The 17,949-nt window shown below is 58.7% G+C and carries 15 protein-coding genes; 3 read left to right on the top strand and 12 right to left on the bottom strand.

Annotated features, from left to right (window positions below):
• Positions 1-11: 11 nt before the first annotated feature.
• The 3 genes from AC1DCP_RS19105 to AC1DCP_RS19095 form a co-directional block, all read right to left on the bottom strand.
• Positions 12-1,679: a thiamine pyrophosphate-binding protein gene (locus tag AC1DCP_RS19105; RefSeq protein ID WP_065659179.1), complete on the bottom strand. Its 1,668-nt coding sequence runs from the start codon at positions 1,677-1,679 to the stop codon at positions 12-14.
• The gene (gene caiB, locus AC1DCP_RS19100; RefSeq protein ID WP_476774570.1) at positions 1,676-2,878 is read right to left on the bottom strand and encodes a succinate--glutarate CoA-transferase; all 1,203 of its coding nucleotides are present in this window, start codon (positions 2,876-2,878) and stop codon (positions 1,676-1,678) included. The genes AC1DCP_RS19105 and caiB overlap by 4 nt, the downstream gene beginning before the upstream one ends.
• Before the next feature lie 100 nt (positions 2,879-2,978).
• Complete coding sequence (locus tag AC1DCP_RS19095; protein WP_003513288.1) at positions 2,979-3,950, bottom strand: alpha/beta hydrolase; 972 nt, start codon at positions 3,948-3,950, stop codon at positions 2,979-2,981.
• 127 nt (positions 3,951-4,077) lie between these two features.
• Between AC1DCP_RS19095 and ettA the strand changes: the two genes are divergently transcribed.
• The 3 genes from ettA to metF all read left to right on the top strand — a co-directional run bounded on the left by ettA (position 4,078) and on the right by metF (position 7,811).
• The gene (ettA, locus tag AC1DCP_RS19090) at positions 4,078-5,727 is read left to right on the top strand and encodes an energy-dependent translational throttle protein EttA (protein WP_003513287.1); all 1,650 of its coding nucleotides are present in this window, start codon (positions 4,078-4,080) and stop codon (positions 5,725-5,727) included.
• A gap of 163 nt (positions 5,728-5,890) precedes the next feature.
• The gene (locus AC1DCP_RS19085; protein WP_065687175.1) at positions 5,891-6,904 is read left to right on the top strand and encodes an ArsR/SmtB family transcription factor; all 1,014 of its coding nucleotides are present in this window, start codon (positions 5,891-5,893) and stop codon (positions 6,902-6,904) included.
• Position 6,905: 1 nt separating this feature from the next.
• Positions 6,906-7,811, top strand: coding sequence for a methylenetetrahydrofolate reductase [NAD(P)H] (gene metF / locus AC1DCP_RS19080; protein WP_013636527.1), 906 nt, complete (start codon positions 6,906-6,908; stop codon positions 7,809-7,811).
• A gap of 465 nt (positions 7,812-8,276) precedes the next feature.
• Here metF and AC1DCP_RS19075 read toward each other — a convergent pair whose 3' ends face one another.
• From AC1DCP_RS19075 to AC1DCP_RS19035, 9 genes are all read right to left on the bottom strand, one after another.
• Complete coding sequence (locus AC1DCP_RS19075; RefSeq protein WP_065687176.1) at positions 8,277-9,503, bottom strand: lytic murein transglycosylase; 1,227 nt, start codon at positions 9,501-9,503, stop codon at positions 8,277-8,279.
• Positions 9,504-9,625: 122 nt separating this feature from the next.
• Positions 9,626-10,405 (bottom strand): glycoside hydrolase family 25 protein, encoded by a 780-nt coding sequence (locus AC1DCP_RS19070; RefSeq protein ID WP_035251825.1) that lies wholly within the window; start codon positions 10,403-10,405, stop codon positions 9,626-9,628.
• 245 nt (positions 10,406-10,650) lie between these two features.
• Complete coding sequence (locus AC1DCP_RS19065) at positions 10,651-11,367, bottom strand: class I SAM-dependent methyltransferase (RefSeq protein WP_013636524.1); 717 nt, start codon at positions 11,365-11,367, stop codon at positions 10,651-10,653.
• Positions 11,364-12,614 carry a BtaA family protein gene (locus AC1DCP_RS19060; RefSeq protein ID WP_065687177.1) on the bottom strand — a complete coding sequence of 417 codons (1,251 nt, stop codon included), beginning with the start codon at positions 12,612-12,614 and terminating at the stop codon, positions 11,364-11,366. The genes AC1DCP_RS19065 and AC1DCP_RS19060 overlap by 4 nt, the downstream gene beginning before the upstream one ends.
• A 294-nt stretch (positions 12,615-12,908) precedes the next feature.
• The gene (locus AC1DCP_RS19055; protein ID WP_065687178.1) at positions 12,909-13,988 is read right to left on the bottom strand and encodes a lytic transglycosylase domain-containing protein; all 1,080 of its coding nucleotides are present in this window, start codon (positions 13,986-13,988) and stop codon (positions 12,909-12,911) included.
• Positions 13,989-14,113: 125 nt separating this feature from the next.
• On the bottom strand, positions 14,114-14,749 hold the full coding sequence (locus AC1DCP_RS19050) for a LysE family translocator (RefSeq protein WP_112153277.1): 636 nt from the start codon (positions 14,747-14,749) through the stop codon (positions 14,114-14,116).
• Between the two features lie 51 nt (positions 14,750-14,800).
• A complete protein-coding gene (locus tag AC1DCP_RS19045; RefSeq protein ID WP_003513264.1) occupies positions 14,801-16,012 on the bottom strand; it encodes a pyrophosphate--fructose-6-phosphate 1-phosphotransferase in 1,212 nt (403 codons plus the stop codon).
• 296 nt (positions 16,013-16,308) lie between these two features.
• Positions 16,309-16,947, bottom strand: a complete 639-nt coding sequence (locus tag AC1DCP_RS19040; RefSeq protein ID WP_476774569.1) for a hypothetical protein — start codon at positions 16,945-16,947, stop codon at positions 16,309-16,311.
• 108 nt (positions 16,948-17,055) lie between these two features.
• A complete protein-coding gene (locus AC1DCP_RS19035) occupies positions 17,056-17,835 on the bottom strand; it encodes a hypothetical protein (RefSeq protein ID WP_476774568.1) in 780 nt (259 codons plus the stop codon).
• Positions 17,836-17,949 lie beyond the last annotated feature (114 nt).

Raw genomic sequence — 17,949 nt, 5'->3', positions numbered from 1 at the left:
CATGCGCAATATCAGGTCCGGCTTCTGATCTGGGTCAGCGTGCGGGTTGGCGTGATCGCTTCGGCATCCAGCTTCACCTCGATGATGGCGGGCTTGCCGCTTGCCCGGGCGCGTTCGAAGGCGGCGGCGAAGTCTTGCGTCTTTTCGACCGTTTCGCCGTGGCCACCATAGGCCTTGGCGAAGGCCGCGAAATCCGGGTTGACGAGATCGGTGCCGCTGACGCGGCCGGGATATTCCCGTTCCTGATGCATGCGGATCGTGCCGTAGGTGCCGTTATTGACCAGCACGGTGATGATAGGCAGTCCATACCGCACGGCGGTGATGAATTCCTGCCCATGCATCATGAAGCAGCCATCACCGGCAAAGCAGATCACCTCGCGCTCGGGAAACAGGTGCTTGGCGGCCACGGCCGCCGGCAGGCCGTAACCCATCGAGCCGGAGGTCGGCGCCGATTGAGTGTTGAAGCGGCGGAAGCGGTGGAAGCGGTGTACCCAGGTGGCATAGTTGCCCGCGCCATTGGTGAAGATGGCATCATCCGGCACGTTGGCCTCGATCCAGTCCATGATCGGACCCATCTGAACCGCGCCCGGACCGGTCTGCGGCGGTGTCGACCAGGTAAGGTAAGCCGAATGCATGGTGGCCGTGCGGTCCGCCCAGGCGGCGTTATCGGGGAGCGTTACGGAAGAAAGGGCGGCGACGAAATCATCCGGTGAGGCGCAGATTGCGAGATCGGGGCGATAGACGCGGCCAAGCTCTTCGGCTTCCGGGTAGATGTGCACAAGTTTCTGCGACGGGTAGGGAATGTCGATCAGCGTGTAGCCGGAGGAAGGCATTTCCGAGAGGCGACCGCCGAGCAGCACCACGAGGTCGGCTTCCTTGATTTCCTTCGCCAAGGCCGGGTTGATGCCAATTCCGACATCGCCCGCGTAAGATGGGCTCAAGTGATCGAACAGCATCTGGCGACGGAAGGAGCAGCCGACGGGCAGTTTGTTCCTTTCGGCAAAAGCCGTGAAGCTTGCGACGCTTTCTTCGGACCAGCGTGTGCCGCCGATGATGAAGATTGGCCGCTTGGCCTCGCCCAGCATTTTTGAGAAAGCGGCGATCTGCGACGGGCCGGGATGCGCTTCGACCGGGGTATAGGGCTTTGCCTCGGGGGCTTCAACCTCTTCAACCAGCATGTCTTCGGGTAACGTCAGCACCACGGGGCCGGGGCGGCCGGAGGTGGCGACGGCAAAGGCGCGGGTGACGAATTCCGGAATGCGGCGCGCATCGTCGATCTCGCCCACCCATTTGGCGAATTCGGTAAAGGCGCGGCGATATTCCACTTCCTGAAACGCCTCACGCTCGCGGGCTTCGCGCTGTACCTGGCCGATGAACAGGATCATCGGAATGGAATCCTGCCTTGCGATATGCAGGCCGGCCGAGGCGTTGGTTGCGCCGGGACCGCGCGTTACCATGCAGATGCCGGGTTCGCCGGTCAGCCTGCCCCAGGTGTCGGCCATCATGGCAGCGCCGCCTTCCTGGCGGCAGACCACGGTTTCAATGCCGCTTTCATAGAGCGCGTCCAGCACCGCCAGATAGCTTTCACCGGGAACGCAGGAAACGCGGGAGACGCCATTGGCTTTCAGCGCTTCGACGATCAGTTGTCCGCCTGTTCTTTTCATTCCGGTTGCTTTCATGGCGTCGTGGTCCTTTCGATGTTTTCCAGTTCGGCCAGCACTTGCGCCTGATGCTCGCCAAGCTTCGGGCTCGGGCGTTCGTAACGCAGCGGCGTCTGTGACATGATAATCGGTGTCCGCACACCGGGGATGACGGTGCCATCCTGCGCCTCGAGATCAACACGCAGGCCGCGTGCCTGAACCTGTGGATCGGCGAACATTTCCTCGATGGAGTTGATTGGCCCGGCCGGTACGGCGTTCTGCTCGCAAGCGGTCAGAAGATCGCGCTTCTGCCATTTCAGCGTTTCGGTGGAAATGATCTGCCGCACCTCTGCCTTATGCGCCACGCGCGCCTTGTTGGTGGCGAAACGTTCGTCATCGGCGGTCGCCTCGATTCCGAGGATCTTGCAGAGACGGCGGAACTGGCCGTCATTACCGACGGCCAGGATGAGAAAACCATCCTCTGTCGGCATGACCTCGTAGGGTGAGATATTCGGATGGGCGTTGCCGAGCCTGACGGGGGCATTGCCGGAAATCAGGTAATTCATATTCTGGTTGGCGAGCACGGCCGACTGCACGTCCAGAAGCGMCATGTCGATATGCTGGCCTTCACCTGACCGCATTGCGTGGATCAGCGCGGCCTGAATCGCTGACACGGAATAGATGCCGGTGAAGATATCGGCAACGGCAACGCCCGCCTTCATAGGCTGACCGTCGGGTTCGCCGGTGATCGACATGAAGCCGGACATGCCCTGCACGATATAGTCGTATCCGGCGAAATCGGCATAGGGCCCGGTCTGGCCGAAGCCGGTGATGGAGCAGTAGATCAGCTTCGGATTGAGAACCCTGAGACTCTCATAGTCGAGGCCATATTTGGCAAGCCCGCCGCGTTTGAAATTCTCGATGACAACATCGGCGGTGCGCACGAGCCGCCGTACCAGTTCGCAGCCTTCCGCCGTCTTGAGATCGGCGACGATGGAGCGTTTGCCGCGATTGGTGGCATGGTAATAGGCGGCGGAGAGGTTTTCACCATCTGCGCTTTCGACAAAGGGCGGACCCCATGCGCGGGTATCGTCTCCACCTTCAGGGTTCTCGACCTTGATGACATCCGCACCCATATCGGCCAGCATCTGCCCCGCCCAGGGACCGGCCAGAACACGCGCCAGTTCGATGACGCGAATGCCGGATAGTGGCGGTTTCCTGTTCGGCGTTTCGGTCATTTGTCCCCCGGTGGTTTCTGCTTGCCGGTTTATAGACGTCTCCCCGCATTGCCGCATGTGATTTTATCTCATGGACTTATTCCGTTTCGGCAAAGGCTCGTCAGTTGCCAACGATGCGGCTGCACCAGGCGGCGAAATCCGCAGCCACGGCTTGCCAGCCGATCTCGTTCAGGGTTTCGTGGCGCATGCCCCGATAGATCGTGTGCTCTACATGGCCGAAACCCGCTTCGCGGAAGCGTTCGGCAAGCCAGACGATCTCTTTGCCGTCATTGGTCGCGGCATCCTGATCGCCGCTGACAAGCAAAATCGGCAGCGTCTTCGGCAGGCGTTCGATGAGCCTCGGCGCACGATAGGACAATTCAAAGACATCCTGCCACAGGGAGACGCTGGCCTCGAACTGGCAAAGCGGATCCTCCACATAAGCATCCACCGCTGCCCTGTCATGGCTCAGCCAGTCCGCATGAGTGCGTTTTTCCGGCATTCTGGCATTCCAGGCACGGAAGGTTGCTTTGGGCAGAATGGCGCTCGGCACATCAGAGCCTTTCAGCATCTTTTCAAGGCGCAGCACGATCTGTGCAAGACGGCCCATGACACCGGGATTGAGGTTGGAATTCCAGATGGACAGACCATCAAAGGCATCCGGATGGCTGACGGCGGTGTTGAGCGCCACAAGGCCGCCCATGGAATGGCCGAACAGGATGACCGGCAGGCCGGGATGTCTTTCGCCGACCATCCGGCGCATCGCCATGACATCGGCAACGACCTTGCTGTCTCCGTCCTTCCAGGCGAAGCGACCGAGAGGCGCATCGGCAGCCTTTGTGCGGCCATGGCCGCGATGATCGTGGGCGTATACCTCGAAACCCTGCTTTGCCATGACATCGGCAAAACGGCGGTAACGGCCGGCGTGCTCCACCAGGCCGTGGCAGATCATCAGCACGCCGCGCGCCGGAGAAAGGGCAGAGGGCTGGTGGCGAAAGGCGATGGATGCGCCTGATGGAGCGTCGAGCCTCTCAATCCGGCTGAACGTCAAGTCATCCGTCGTCTCATTCATGCTTTCGCCCGTGCCTGCCATGGTATCCCTTGTCATAATCATGGGGTCATAATCGTGCCAGAGGTTGCCCCAAGGTCCTATTTACCCTACATAGCGGCAAATTTCCCGATACGTACTCTTTAAAATCCGATGTGGAGCATTCGCTACAATGGCACGTCAATTCATCTATCACATGGCCGGGCTGAACAAGTCCTATGGCGCGAAGAAGGTTCTTGAGAACGTCCATCTCTCCTTCTATCCAGATGCCAAGATCGGTATCCTCGGTCCGAACGGTGCCGGTAAGTCGACCGTTTTGAAGATCATGGCCGGTCTCGACAAGGAGTATACCGGTGAGGCCTGGCTCGCTGAGGGTGCGACGCTCGGTTATCTCGAGCAGGAGCCGAAGCTCGACGAAAACAAGACCGTGATGGAAAACGTCATGGAAGGTGTGGCGAGCAAGACGGCAATCGTCGACCGCTACAACGAGCTGATGATGAACTATTCCGACGAAACGGCGGATGAGGGCGCAAAGCTTCAGGACATCATTGACAGCCAGAACCTGTGGGATCTGGAAAATCAGGTCGAAATGGCCATGGATGCGCTGCGTTGCCCGCCTGGCGACTCGGCAGTAACCGGCCTTTCGGGTGGTGAGCGTCGCCGCGTGGCGCTCTGCAAGCTGCTGCTTTCGCAGCCTGACCTGCTGCTGCTCGACGAACCGACCAACCATCTTGACGCCGAAACCATCGCCTGGCTCGAAAAGCACCTGCGCGACTATCCCGGCGCCGTGATGATGATCACCCACGATCGCTACTTCCTCGACAACGTCACCGGCTGGATTCTCGAACTCGACCGTGGCCGTGGTATTCCCTACGAAGGCAACTATTCCGCCTATCTGCAGGCAAAAGCCAAGCGCATGCAGCAGGAATCCCGCGAAGACGCCTCGCGCCAGAAGGCCATCAGCCGCGAACAGGAGTGGATCGCTTCCAGCCCCAAGGCTCGCCAGACGAAGTCCAAGGCGCGTATCCGCGCTTATGACGAACTGGTGGAAGCCGCTGAAAATCGCCGTCCCGGTGACGCGCAGATCGTTATCCCGGTCGCCGAGCGTCTGGGCCGCGTCGTTATCGAGGCGGAAAACCTCACAAAGTCCTATGGTGACCGGGTTCTGATCGAAAACCTCACTTTCAAGCTGCCTCCGGGCGGCATCGTCGGCGTCATCGGCCCGAACGGTGCTGGTAAAACCACGCTGTTTCGCATGATCACCGGTCAGGAAAAGCCCGATAGCGGTTCGGTGACCATTGGTGAGACCGTGCACCTTGGTTACGTCGACCAGAGCCGCGATACGCTGGCGGGTGACAAAACCGTCTGGGAGGAAATCTCCGGCGGCAACGACATCATCAAGCTCGGCAAGTTCGAAACGAACTCCCGCGCTTATTGCGGCGCCTTCAACTTCAAGGGCGGCGATCAGCAGCAGAAGGTCGGCAACCTCTCCGGTGGTCAGCGTAACCGCGTTCACCTTGCCAAGATGCTGAAGGCAGGCGGCAACGTGCTGCTGCTCGACGAACCGACCAACGACCTTGATACGGAAACGCTGGCAGCGCTCGAAGAAGCGCTGGAAGCCTTCGCCGGTTGCGCCGTTATCATCAGCCACGATCGCATGTTCCTCGACCGTCTGGCCACTCACATCCTCGCCTTCGAGGGTGACAGCCACGTGGAATGGTTCGAAGGCAACTTCGAAGACTATGAAAAGGACAAGGTCCGTCGTCTCGGCCCGGAAAGCATCAAGCCCGGCCGCGTCAGCTACAAGCGCCTGACGCGCTGATCCTGTTCTCGGATCACTTCAGAAAGGCCCGCCCAAAAGCGGGCCTTTTTTGATGCAATAAATGGGGCTTGAGGGGAGAGCGTGGCAAATTGCGCTTGCATCTCGCGTCACGCCGACATAAAGATATCTTTATATGTTGATTAGATTGCAAGGTGCGGCAGACGTGGCGTTCGGTTTGGATAAATTGGTGGATCTCTTGAAGGCGGCCGGCGAGCCGACGCGCTTTCGCTTGCTGGCGCTTCTGGCGGCCGGCGATCTGACCGTCACCGATCTTACCGAAATTCTAGGCCAGTCGCAGCCCCGTATTTCCCGTCATCTCAAGCTTTTGACGGAAGAAGGGTTGATCGAGCGCTATCAGGAAGGCGCCTGGGCCTATTTCCGCCTGCGGCAGGATGGCGAGCCCGCCGTTGTTATCAGGCAGCTGCTGGGCGCCGCATCGCCCTCTGACGCCGTTCTCCAGCGCGACAGCGAACGCCTTGCCACCGTCAAGCGGGTAAGGGCGGAGCGGGCGCAGGATTATTTCAGCCGCAATGCCTCCGCCTGGGACGAGCTGCGCCGCCTGCATGTGAGCGACGAGGCCGTGGAAGGGGCATTGCTGAAGCTGGTCGGAACCACCCCGATCGACTCGCTGCTCGATCTCGGTACTGGCACGGGCCGCATCCTCCAGCTTCTGAGCGGTATCTATCGCCGGGCAATCGGTGTCGATGCCAGCCGCGACATGTTGTCGGTGGCGCGCTCCAATCTGGACAAGGCGGGCGTGGTCAATGCATCCGTTCGCCATGGTGATATTCTCAACCTGCCGCTGGAAGGCCAGGATTTCGATTTGATCGTCATCCATCAGGTTCTGCATTTTCTCGACCAGCCGGAGATCGCGCTTTCCGAAGCCGCCCGCATGCTGCGTGCCGGTGGCCGGCTGATCGTCATCGATCTTGCACCCCATTCCTTCGAGCATCTTCGCGACGAGCATGCGCATGTGCGGCTCGGCTTTTCGCATCCGCTTATGGATGAATGGCTGAAAAAGGCCGGGCTCGTGCTCGACCGTGCCGTCGATCTTCATTCTGAACGGGCGTCCGATGAATCCTTGGACGTCACGATATGGGTTGCCCGCGACCAGCGGCTGCTGATGGCAGACGATGTGGTGCAAGAGGCCGTTTTACTTGCTGCCGGGAGGGCATGATATGTTGAGGTCGGAAACCGCGCGCCACAATGGCGAAATCCGGGGGGATATCCGGTTATCTTTCGAGTTTTTCCCGCCCAAGAACCCCGAGATGGAGAACCAGCTCTGGGAAACGGTTGCCGAGCTGAAGAAATGGGATCCGGATTTCGTCTCCGTCACCTATGGCGCGGGCGGTTCCACCAAGGCGCCGACGCTGGATGCGGTGCGCCGGATGATCGGTGACAGTCATCTGCCGACCGCCGCGCACCTGACCTGCGTTGATGCCAGCCGTGACGACGTGCATCAGGTCGTTGAAGAGTTTCGCAATGCTGGCGTTCGCCATTTCGTGGCGCTGCGCGGCGATCCGTCGACCGGTATCGGCACGGACTACAGGCCGCATCCGCAAGGTTACGAGAATGCCGCCGCTCTGGTGAAGGGGCTACGCGATATCAGCGATTTCGAGGTTTCAGTTTCTGCTTATCCCGAAAAGCACCCGGAGAGCGCCAGCGATGCGGTCGATATCGATATGCTGAAGCGCAAGGCGGACAACGGCGCAACGCGGGCGCTGACGCAGTTCTTCTTCGATAATGACGTGTTCGAGCGCTACATGGAGCGGGTTACGGCTGCGGGCATCACCATTCCGGTCGTTCCGGGTATCATGCCGATCCAGAACCTGACCCAGCTCAAGCGTTTCGCCGGCCGCTGCGGCACCAGTGTGCCCAGTTTTCTGGATGAGCGTTTTGCAGGTTATGATGACGATCTCGAGGGACGCGCCCGCGTTGCGGCGGAAGTTGCTGCCGAGCAGATCGCTGATCTTCAACGGCGCGGTGTCAACGAGTTCCATCTCTACACCATGAACCGTGCGCCGCTGGTCGATGCGGTGCTTGAGAACCTCGGTCTTGAGCGTTTGCGCCGCAGCGCCGCCTGATTTCAGATATTCCATTTACGACAGGAAAAAAGCGCAGGCCCGACAGGACCTGCGCTTTTCAAACTCGTGTCATCTACGGTTCTTTTCTGCGTTTGGTCTTCACGTCTCGTCAGATGAAAAGCATCATCGCTACGAACAAAAACGCCAAACCGACTGCCAAGGCATTGAGAGATTTTGTAAGTCCCATGGGTGCCTCCTGTTGTTGACAGGTTCGATAATATGACCGTTTTGTGGCACTTGAAAAGCGGTTTCTGTGATGCGGTGCAGCATGCTTTGTGGCCGCTTAAAAAAGTAACTTCTGTAATTCATTGAAAATAAAAGATTATTTTCTCATCACGCAGTGCTTCATATCTTTAAAAAAAGTAAATGACCGGGGTGTTATCCCCAGTCATCCGGTCGAGATTAACAGTTTAAGCCTTGATTCCGGCCGATAGATTAAAGGCCCGAACGTGCGATTAACACAGGTTAAAGCGCCTGGAGAAGTGCCTGGGTCGGCCATCCATCCGCGGGAATTCCGAGACGCTGCTGTTCCTTCTGGATGGCGACGCGGGTGCCGGAACCGAGAATTCCGTCCACCTTGCCAACATCGTGGCCGCGCGCTTCAAGCTTGGTCTGCAACTCTTTCATCGTCGCGTCATCGAAGCCCGGATCGGGATTGCCCTTGTTATAAACAGGGGCGCCCATCAGACGGTTGGCGAAATAGGCAGCCGAGGTCGTGTAGATGAACGACTGGTTCCATTCCAGATAGATGTTGAAGTTGGGATAGGTGAGGAAGGTCGGTCCCTTGCGGCCCTGCGGCATGATGAGGGCTGCGGGCAGCGAGGCGAAATTTTTGTTACCGTCGCGCGGGGTCACGCCAAGGGTAAACCAGTCACCGGCGGTAAGCGAACCGCCGAGGCCGGATTTCTCCCAGGGCAGGTTTTCCGGTACGGAAACTTCCTGCATCCAGGGTTCGCCCTTCTTGAAGCCGAGGTGCTGGATGAATTTCGCCGCCGTGAGGATCGCATCCGGTGCGCTGCTCTTGACGTTGACATGGCCATCGCCATCACCATCGATGCCGAAGGCGATGATGTCCTTGGGCAGCATCTGTACCTGGCCGATTTCACCGGCCCATGCACCCGTGTTGGACGTGGGGTCGAGATCGCCGTGCTGGACCATTTCGATGAGCGCCAGCAATTGCGGACGGAAGAGTTCCGGGCGGCGGCAATCGTGCGAGAGGGTCACCAGCGCGTTACGGGTGTTGAAATCGCCCTGGACGGCACCGAAATCGGTCTCCATGGCCCAGAAGGCGGCAATGACGCCAGCCGGTATGCCGAATTCGTTCTCGGCACGGGCAAAGGTCGATGACAGCTCCTGCAGCTTCTTGCGGCCGATATCGAGACGGGCCTGACTGACAGTGCGCTGGGAAAATTCGAGGAAGGTCTGGCGGAAGACGCCCTGTGCGCGGTCACGCGAAAGCACTTTGGGGTCTATCTGCGCGCCGGCCAGCGCCTTTTCGATGGCAGCCGCCGGAACACCCTTGGCAGCGGCCTCAGCCTTCACGCCCTCGAGAAATACGCCCAGATCACCGCCGCAGGCAACCTGCTTTGGATCGTCAGGCGAGGCCACAGGCGGTGTGGCAAGGGCGGAGCCGGTGGAGAGAAGCGACAGAGCGGCGGCAAAAATGATGCTGCGCGACCGAAAAGTGGGCATGAGAATTTCCTCGATAGGTTGTTAGCCCGCTTTACCCACATGTTTGCGACAAAAAAACGGGTCCAGCGATCTGCCGGTGCAGAAGAACGCCGATTTTTCGAATGTGTTGCTTCTTGGCCGTATTATTTGGCCGAGGCGATCCATTTCCGCCAGTTTTTCTCACTTCCGGCGAAGACATTGATGTCGGTTGGGCCGTTGACGCCGGGCACGACGCCGGTGGCCGTATATTGCCAGAAGGCCCACTGCCGGTCTTCGTAAATCTTGGCGGGATGCGCGGCGACGGAGCGCACCCAGAAATGGTAATTCTTGAACTGGCCAACGAGGTTGTCGCGGTGGAAGTCGACCGAGGTGTAGATGATCGGGCGCTTGCCGTAATGGGCCTCGAGGCGGTCGAGGAAACGCTGCATCTCGGCACGGACGATGCCAGGAGCCGGGCGCGTCTTGCAGGTGGGGGAGGAGGGGTTCCATTCCACATCGAGAACGGGCGGCAGGGTGACGGCTTCCTTTGGCACGTTGCTGATGAACCAGTCGGCCTGAGCGTCCGCTGTCGAGCAGAAGTAGTAGAAATGGTATGGCGCGTGCAGGATATCTGCCGCCGCCGCACTGCGCCAATGGTCGCTGAATTTCGGATCGATGCGGTCTGAGCCTTCGGTGGCCTTGATGAAGACGAAGGAAACGCCGGATTTGCGAACGGTCCGCCAGTCGACGTCGCCATTCCATTTGGACACATCTATACCATGCACCTCGTGGCGATGCGGGTTGTTCGTGCCAAAATCCTGTGGGTCGGTATCGGAGAATTTCGGCTTGGAAACAGAAGCCGTTTCAAGCAAGTCATAGCTCGTGGACGTACAGCCGCCGATCAACAACATAGCCGACAAAAGTGCCGATAGACGCAGCCGCATTGGAACCCTGATGAATTATTGTTGCCCATCCGCAGCCGCAAAATGGCGCGCCGCGTCTCCCGATTTACCCATAACATGGTAAACAAGCCGTTATGGCAAGGGGCCGTGGCGTTTTTTCGGCTCGCAAGTCGCTGGATTCCAAGAGATTTGCGGTCTTTCAGTCCCAGTCGCGTATACTTGTAGGACCGTCGGCTGGCAGCGTCTCGCCCGCATTTGCAGAGGCGAGGCGCCGTAACCCTTGAAGATCAGGCGTCTGCCAGAATGCGGCTGACTTTTGGCTGCACTTCGGCGACCGGAAGCGTGATGATGGCCCGCCAAGCGTAACCTCGGGCAATCTCCTCGAATTCGAGATTACCGTCAAAACGGCCTGCCATGTTGGCCAGAACGTAACGGAGATTGGCGCGGGGCGTGACGTGGAAGCGGGTGAGCCATGCCTGCAAAAGTGCGCGGAACCACTTGGGCAACTGTTCCTGCTGGCCGAAATCGACGATGTGCAGCGAGCCGCCGGGCTTGAGAGCTGTCAGCGCCTGTTCGATCGCCTTTTCCCAGTCCGGTATCATCGAAAGCGCATAGGGGATCATGACTCGGTCGAAACCGTCCGGCTGACCGAATTCTGCGGCGCGGAAAGCGGTGGCGTCGGCCACGCGCAGAACGGGGCGTTCCGTCTTTCCGGTAAAATTCTCGGATGCGGTCAGCAGCATTTCGGCGGAGATATCGAGACCGAACAGTCTTGCTTCCGGAAACTTGCGGCTGGCCAGCAGCAGGTTGCGGCCGGTACCGCAGCCGACTTCAAGCAGCGTGCCACCCTTGGGCACGTCGAGGCCGGAAATGGTCCTGTCGCGGCCCAGAAGGTAATATTTGCGGGTAATATCGTAGATATGCCGCTGGTGGCGATACATGCGGTCCATCAGGCTCGCATGCGCCTCATCCGCAAGGCCGACATTCTCGCCAATGGTTTTCATGCCAGAGCCCTCTGATAGATATGGAAGCCGCCATAGATGGCCGAACGGTCCATGGCGTTGAGCTCATTGGAGCGTTCCTCTAGATAGATCCACTGATTGCGTATATCGGCCGAGAGACGGCCTTCAATCACGCTCTTTTCGGCGGCGGTGCGGAAGATGACGCGGGCGCCGGGAGCGGCGGTGCGGCTGATCTGCGACCACAATTCGTTGAGCTGCACGTCCGTCATCCAGTCCTGCGCATCGAGCAGAATGTAGCGATCGACGCCGTTTGCCGGCTTTTTGGAAAGCAGCTCGGTATAGGTGGCGTGGTGCACGGCAACGCGGGCGGTGTTGTTGCGGATCGTCTCGTAATATTCCCGCTTGAGATAAGCGGGCAGGGCACCCTCATGCGGCTCGGGATAACGGCGCGCGAAGGCCTGCCAAGCGAAATAATTGTCGCTGAGCGGAAAGTTGCAGGCAAGCTTTTCCAGCCGCTCCTTGAGGACGGAGGCGACTGTGCCGTCGTTGGAAAGGCTTGCCAGCTCGTCATATTGGCGGGGCGGAATGCCAAGGCCGAACAGCGAACTTTTTCGCTTCGTCAGCCAGCGCACCACCGGCTTGTCGAACAGCGGTGCGACCTTGCTGTCGAAGAACCGACGCTGTTCATCCAGCGTGCGGCTATTGGCCATTTCGGTCAGCTTGACGCCATGCAGGCGCGCCATAAGGTGGCCGGCGCCGATGAAACGGCCGAGCAGACCGGTGCGGTATATGTTCCTGTCGAATACCGAGATGCGGCGACGGCCGGATAGGGTGCGTTTCGACCAGTAGGCCTTGGTCGTGTCGTCGAGATGGTCGGCGATGAATCGGTCGTAGCCGTGACTATTGCTGCGCGTATTGGCGCGGCCGAACTGGCGAACCACATCCTGATGGGCCGGGAGATGGCGGAAGGCGGCAAGCTTCAGTTTGTTGAGGGCGATGTGATGCGGGTTGAGATCCACCACATCGATGCTGGTAGGGTTGCGGGATAGGTAGGCCAGCATGTTGCAGCCACCCGAGCCGATGGTGACGATGCGGTGGCCTTCAGCAAGCTCCATCGCTTCCATATCGATTTCCGGGTCTTCCCAGATTTGCGGATAAACCAGACCGGAAAAGAGAACCCCGAAGAACCGTTCGGAAAAACCGCTTTTCGAGAGCGCCTTGTGCTGGAGCAATGCGGACTTCAGTTTCGTATTCTTGCTGAAGCCGGTCTTGGGTGCCGCACTCGTCATATGTTCACCTCTCAATAGATTGAGAGGCGTCTACAGTCACGACGCTACAGTTTGATGACAGGGGTTGTGGGCCGACGTAACGAATCGAAAAGGCGGTATGAAACCAACTCGGGTCTCAAGCTTTGATTTGGATGCGGCGTCATCCTCGGGCTTGTACCGAGGATCTAAGCACATATCGTAAAATCAAAAGCTTGCAGATCCCAGGGACAAGCCCGAGGATGACAAAAGTGACGTGCTCGACGTTTTTAAGAAAAGCTGCTTTGCTGCATTGTAGTCCCGGTGCTGCTCAAAGGCTTACTTGCGCAGAACGTGCAGCATGCCCTTGCGCTTGGCATCGTAATAATAACCGCGTGCATAAAGCCTGACAGCATTGTCCCGGTTGTTGTCGGCAACAAGCCAGGCGCCGCTCAGATATTTGACGGCATATTTGAGGTTGGTTTCGGCATCGAACAGGCCAGAGGCGGGGCCATCAAAGCCCATGGAGCGGGCCGTGGCGTGCTTGATCTGCATCAGGCCGAAGTGGCCGCCATTATAGGCGCCGGGATTGTATCTGCTTTCACGCTGCACCACGCGATGCACCAGATCTTCCGGCACATTATACATGACAGCGTATTTCGAAATAAGCCCGCTCAGCTTTTCACGTCCGGCCGGCGCGGATTTGTACGGCGCCGTCATCGTTTCGTTCTGCCGGATAGCGGCAAGGGCGGCGTTGGTCGGGCCGGCCGCATAGGCCAGAACCGTGCTGTCCGGCTTCGGCAGTGGAATGACTTTCCGCTCCGCGGTCAGTTCGGTACCGATCGACGGCGTTCCGGGCGGCGGCGGTGCGGGCGGGAAGCTGCCCTTGACGGCAACCACCTGCGGCAGGTCGGCGGCAGAGTTGTGGGCCGCCGGTTTCGCGGCGGCACTTGCGGTTTCGATCGCTGCGGCTGCCGGCGTTGCGGCGTGCGGTGCAAGTGCCGCAGCCGTCGTCGGCGCGGCTGTCGTTACCGTTGCCTGCGCGACCTCTGTCTGTTGTTGCTGCGGCTGCATCTGGGTTGGGCTTGCCACTGCCGCTGCAATTTCCGCTGCCGGCGGCAGCGCCACGCGGCCACCCTTGACGGCGGCGACGGTTGGAAGCGATTCGGGCTGGGAAGAGGCTGCCACGTCAGTGGCATGTGCTGCCGGTGCGGCGGCATCAGCCGGGGTACCAGCCGTTTCCGACTGTGCGGAGGCTTGTGCCGGTGCGGTTTGGTTGACTGCGGCTATTTTCGGGCCGTTCGGCCCTTCCTTTGCGGCATATTCGACGCTGGTGCATCCGACCAAAGCCAGTGCAAGGCCCACCGTGGAAGACAGAAGAAGTGCGCTTCTTCCGCGGAATTTTGCCGAATTTCGCATGTTGCCGCCTTCGTTATGCCTGTCTGTCGATACCCCCGCGTCGAGCGAAGCAGGCAGTGTCCCATCGAGCCTTCATTAACCTATTGTAAGGATAGCGGCAAGCCGGGACGTGGCGTCGCGGTTTTTCAGGCGGCGATGCGGCGGTATCCGGCGCTGACGGCACGGCCAGAAATGAAGTGAGTGCGGTATTTCGGCCGGATTTTTTTGTTGCCGGACATGCGGCGCACCAGTGCCAGCGTGGAGCCGGCGAAGAGTGCCTGCGCTGCCAGAATGCCAAGTGCCAGCAACAGGATTGCGGCCTGCGCTACGGCCAGCGTTTCGACCGCATTGCCGGAGGTGGAAACGAATTGCGGCAACAGTGCCAGGAAGAACATGAAATAGCGCGGACGCAACGCTGCAATGGCGTAGCAATCACGGAAAATGCCGCTGGATGATTTGCCGGGCAGATTGTCATTGTCTGCATTGGCTGCCTGGGCGGCGGGGGTGGCAAAGGTCCATAACACGAAAAGAATCAGCCAGCCGATACCCGTCCACTGAACGATTTCCACAAAGGCATGCGGCAGATAGGCAAGGCCAGCCGCTGGAATCGCAGATATCGTCATGGCTGTGACGATGCCAAGCGAGCCGCCAGTGACGGAGGGAAACACCGTTTTTCTGCCGCGGATAGCAGCATAGGAGGCGACAGAGAATACAAGGGGAGAGGGAAGTGCGAACACAACGGCACATGCTGCACAAAAAACCAGCCACGCCTGTCCAGACATTCTCTTCCTCCTTGCCCTCCCTGTCGCCGCTTTATCCAGCCTATCGTAAAATTAGGCCGCTGTGAACGGTTGACCGACGTGTTCCATCACTTCGGTGAACCATTTTGCAGACAGGTCGAAATGCTTTCCGCCCTTGATACGCGGAAACTCGATGGTCCGCAATTTACCCTTTTGGTCTTCGTCGTGGCCGGTGACGCCCGAGACCTTGTTCAGCGCGCTTTCGACGGCAAGATCGACCATGCCCTGGATGAGGCGCAGATCATCGCCATTGGCGGGAGCGGAGCGGGCGAAGTAACCGGATTTCTGGACCATGGAGCGTTCCGCGCCGATGAGGCCGGCGAATTGCTTCTGGAACCAGCCGCCGACATTGATGGTGTCGATCTTCACATGGCCGAAGGCATCGCGCTTGACGGCCTCACCGGCGGCTTCGCGTTCGGCAACGATGGAATCGAGCCCCGCACCTTCGGAAACGAACAACGTGACGTAGCCGTGTTTGTCCATGATCGCCTTCAGCCGTTCGGCTTCCGCTTCGATGTCGAACGCCATTTCCGGCAGGTAGATGCCGTCTATGTTCTTCATCTGCGTGTTCATCATCAGTCCTTCGACATATTCATTGCCGTTGGTCTTCTGGATGTAGGCGCGGGCGGTCGCAGCCGTCAGCCAGCCGCAATGGCGGCCCATGACTTCATGGATGACAAAGGTCTTCGGCGCAGCACTCTGCTCGTTGCTGACATTGTCGAAGAAGGAAGCGCCCACTTCCGCCGCGGTCCATGCGCCGAGCGACTGCCTGATCGGAACCACGTCGTTATCCACGGTCTTCGGCAGCCCGACGACGGTCAGATCGTACCCGTTGGCGCCGAGATAGGCGGCAAGGTCGGCGGCCGTCGTGTTGGTGTCGTCGCCGCCGATGGTGTGGAGAATGGTGATGCCGTCGGCAGCCAGCCGTTCGGCGGCAACGCGCAGCGGATTTTCACCCTCTTTCACCAGCCCGCGCTTGGCACAATCGGCAGCGTTGGTGAGCTTTACGCGGCTGTTGCCGATCGGCGATCCGCCATAACGGTGCAGCAGATGCGCCTTTTCGCGCATGTCCTTGTTGATCTCGATCCGGTCGCCCAGAAGCACGCCCTGATAGCCGGAACGATAGGCCACAATGTCAATATCAGGCGCGACGTCGCTATAACGCTCGATCAGGCCGCCAACGGCTGAAGAGAGACAGGGAGCAAGGCCACCCGCGGTCAGCATTGCGACTTTCTGTTTGGCCATTGTGGCTCTCCTTTGCTTGGATAGAAAGATATGTCTGGCAAATGGATGCGACAGCCACGTGTAGGTGTAAAGTGAATTTATCACGAAAAATGCCGATTTCTCGCGGTTTTTCAGCAGCTTGGGCAAAGAAGCCGAATATAATCGTTTCAATCGCCTCCAACCTTGCACCAGGCTTCGCCGTCTGTGGAAAACCGTTGCTCTCCCGTTTGCTGTGGCGCGGCGGCGGCTTCTGGACAAAATGGCATCAGCTTCTGGACACCAAAACTGAAAACGATAGCGTGGCAGACGCATCCCTCTCATGCTGACTTATTAGCTAAGGTCACTGCTTCCGATAGAAGCTCTTTCATAAAGGCAACATAAGCCGCAGCTGCATTGTGGACAGTGAAATCCGCCTTTATGCCCAAATGCTCCGTTGGCGGAACGTAGACAACTCCACGCGACGAAAACTTCTCCAGCATGATGGCGGCTTGACGAGGTTTTCCTTTTGGGACGAATACGGTTCCATCGTCCAGCTCGTATGCCATTTCCATCACATCATTTGCATCATCGTGCTCGGCAATGTTCACGTCGACATCACTCAGTAATAGTATGTTCTTGATCCGCACCGCGATATCTTTCGGAACGGGTTCGTAGGCCGGACCGAACTTGAGAACTGTAAGACTGGACCCACCGTGGTGCTCCACGTTCCGTGCTTGCCACAGATAATTGAGCAGCGGATCAGAGCGGCGCTGCTTAATCTTTTTGCCATACCAGTCGCTAAACGACGTATCTCGTGTAGCAAGCTTCAGTTTCTCGTAAATTATGTCGCCAGCGGCAATGAGGTTTGTCCATGCCGTATTAATGTCGCTTAATTCATCGAGCCGATTTAGACTTTCCATTCCGCGCTCCATTGCGCGCAGGCGTTCCTTTGCCTCTTTCAGATATTGCCGGTTCATCCCTTACCCTCTGCCTCAGCGTGACACAGTGATCGTAATCACGAGACCCCTTTATCGCCAAGGGTTTATCGCTGAGGCAGATGAGAACCGTTTCAGGGATGGGTCACGCTACACAATTCCGTATCGAGTTCTTAGGACGGCTATCGCTCCCTGCAGATACGGCAATAGAGTGGACTTGTGCAAAGCGCGGTCACAGATCAGGCCCATGCCGATCTTCCCAACCCAGCCTGCGGCGGTGTTACGGTTGCCGCCGTAATGCCAGCGGTCTCCGTCAACGGCCTGATGCGAAGACGCGTGGGTAAACAGTTTGATCACGGTGCCATTTCCAGTGACCAGCGCGGACTCCTTCGTGTCATAATCAAAGGACAGCGCCCAGACTGCGGTTGCGCCGCGACCCGGCTTTCCAGACACTGCAATATTGTTGGAGTTTACCCCTTCCACAGGCACAAAGGTTGGATCGTTGGCCGAGTTTGCCCGCAGCGAGGATATTTGCGTTCCGTCATTGATTGATGACGCGAACAGGATGCTGGTCGTGGCGGCGTCGTAACGTGCAGTGTCCAACCGGGCCACACCGATCATGGTGAAGCTCGACGTGAGACTGCCGGGAGGCAAACCGAGGCCAGATGAGCCGTTAGCGATTGAAATCACCGGCAGGCCGTTGAAATCGGCATCGTTTGCGATCCGGGAATTACCTGTCCCACGAGGCGCAATCAGCGTCTGGCTAAACCTGTCCCGGCCGGAGCCGTCGCTGGCGAGCGTGGCGGGATCAATCACGAAGCGCAGACCGGGAATGTTGGCGATGGTTTTTTCGAAATCCGTCATCTGGATTTTCGGGGCATTAGGCAAGATGATGCCACGGGTTCCGGGGACGACAACAAGTCGTGTCATTCGCAATTCTCCTTAAAGATTGACAAGCTGGTGGCAGGCCCAGTTGTGCATGGGTTCGCCAAATGCGGTGAGGTCGGTTGAGCCATCGCGAACATTGCCGCGAACGCCGGTTGT

The organism is Agrobacterium sp. 10T429 (assembly GCF_056393925.1).
Note: the sequence above shows the minus strand (reverse complement) of the source record. Positions and strands in the feature narration are given on the sequence as shown.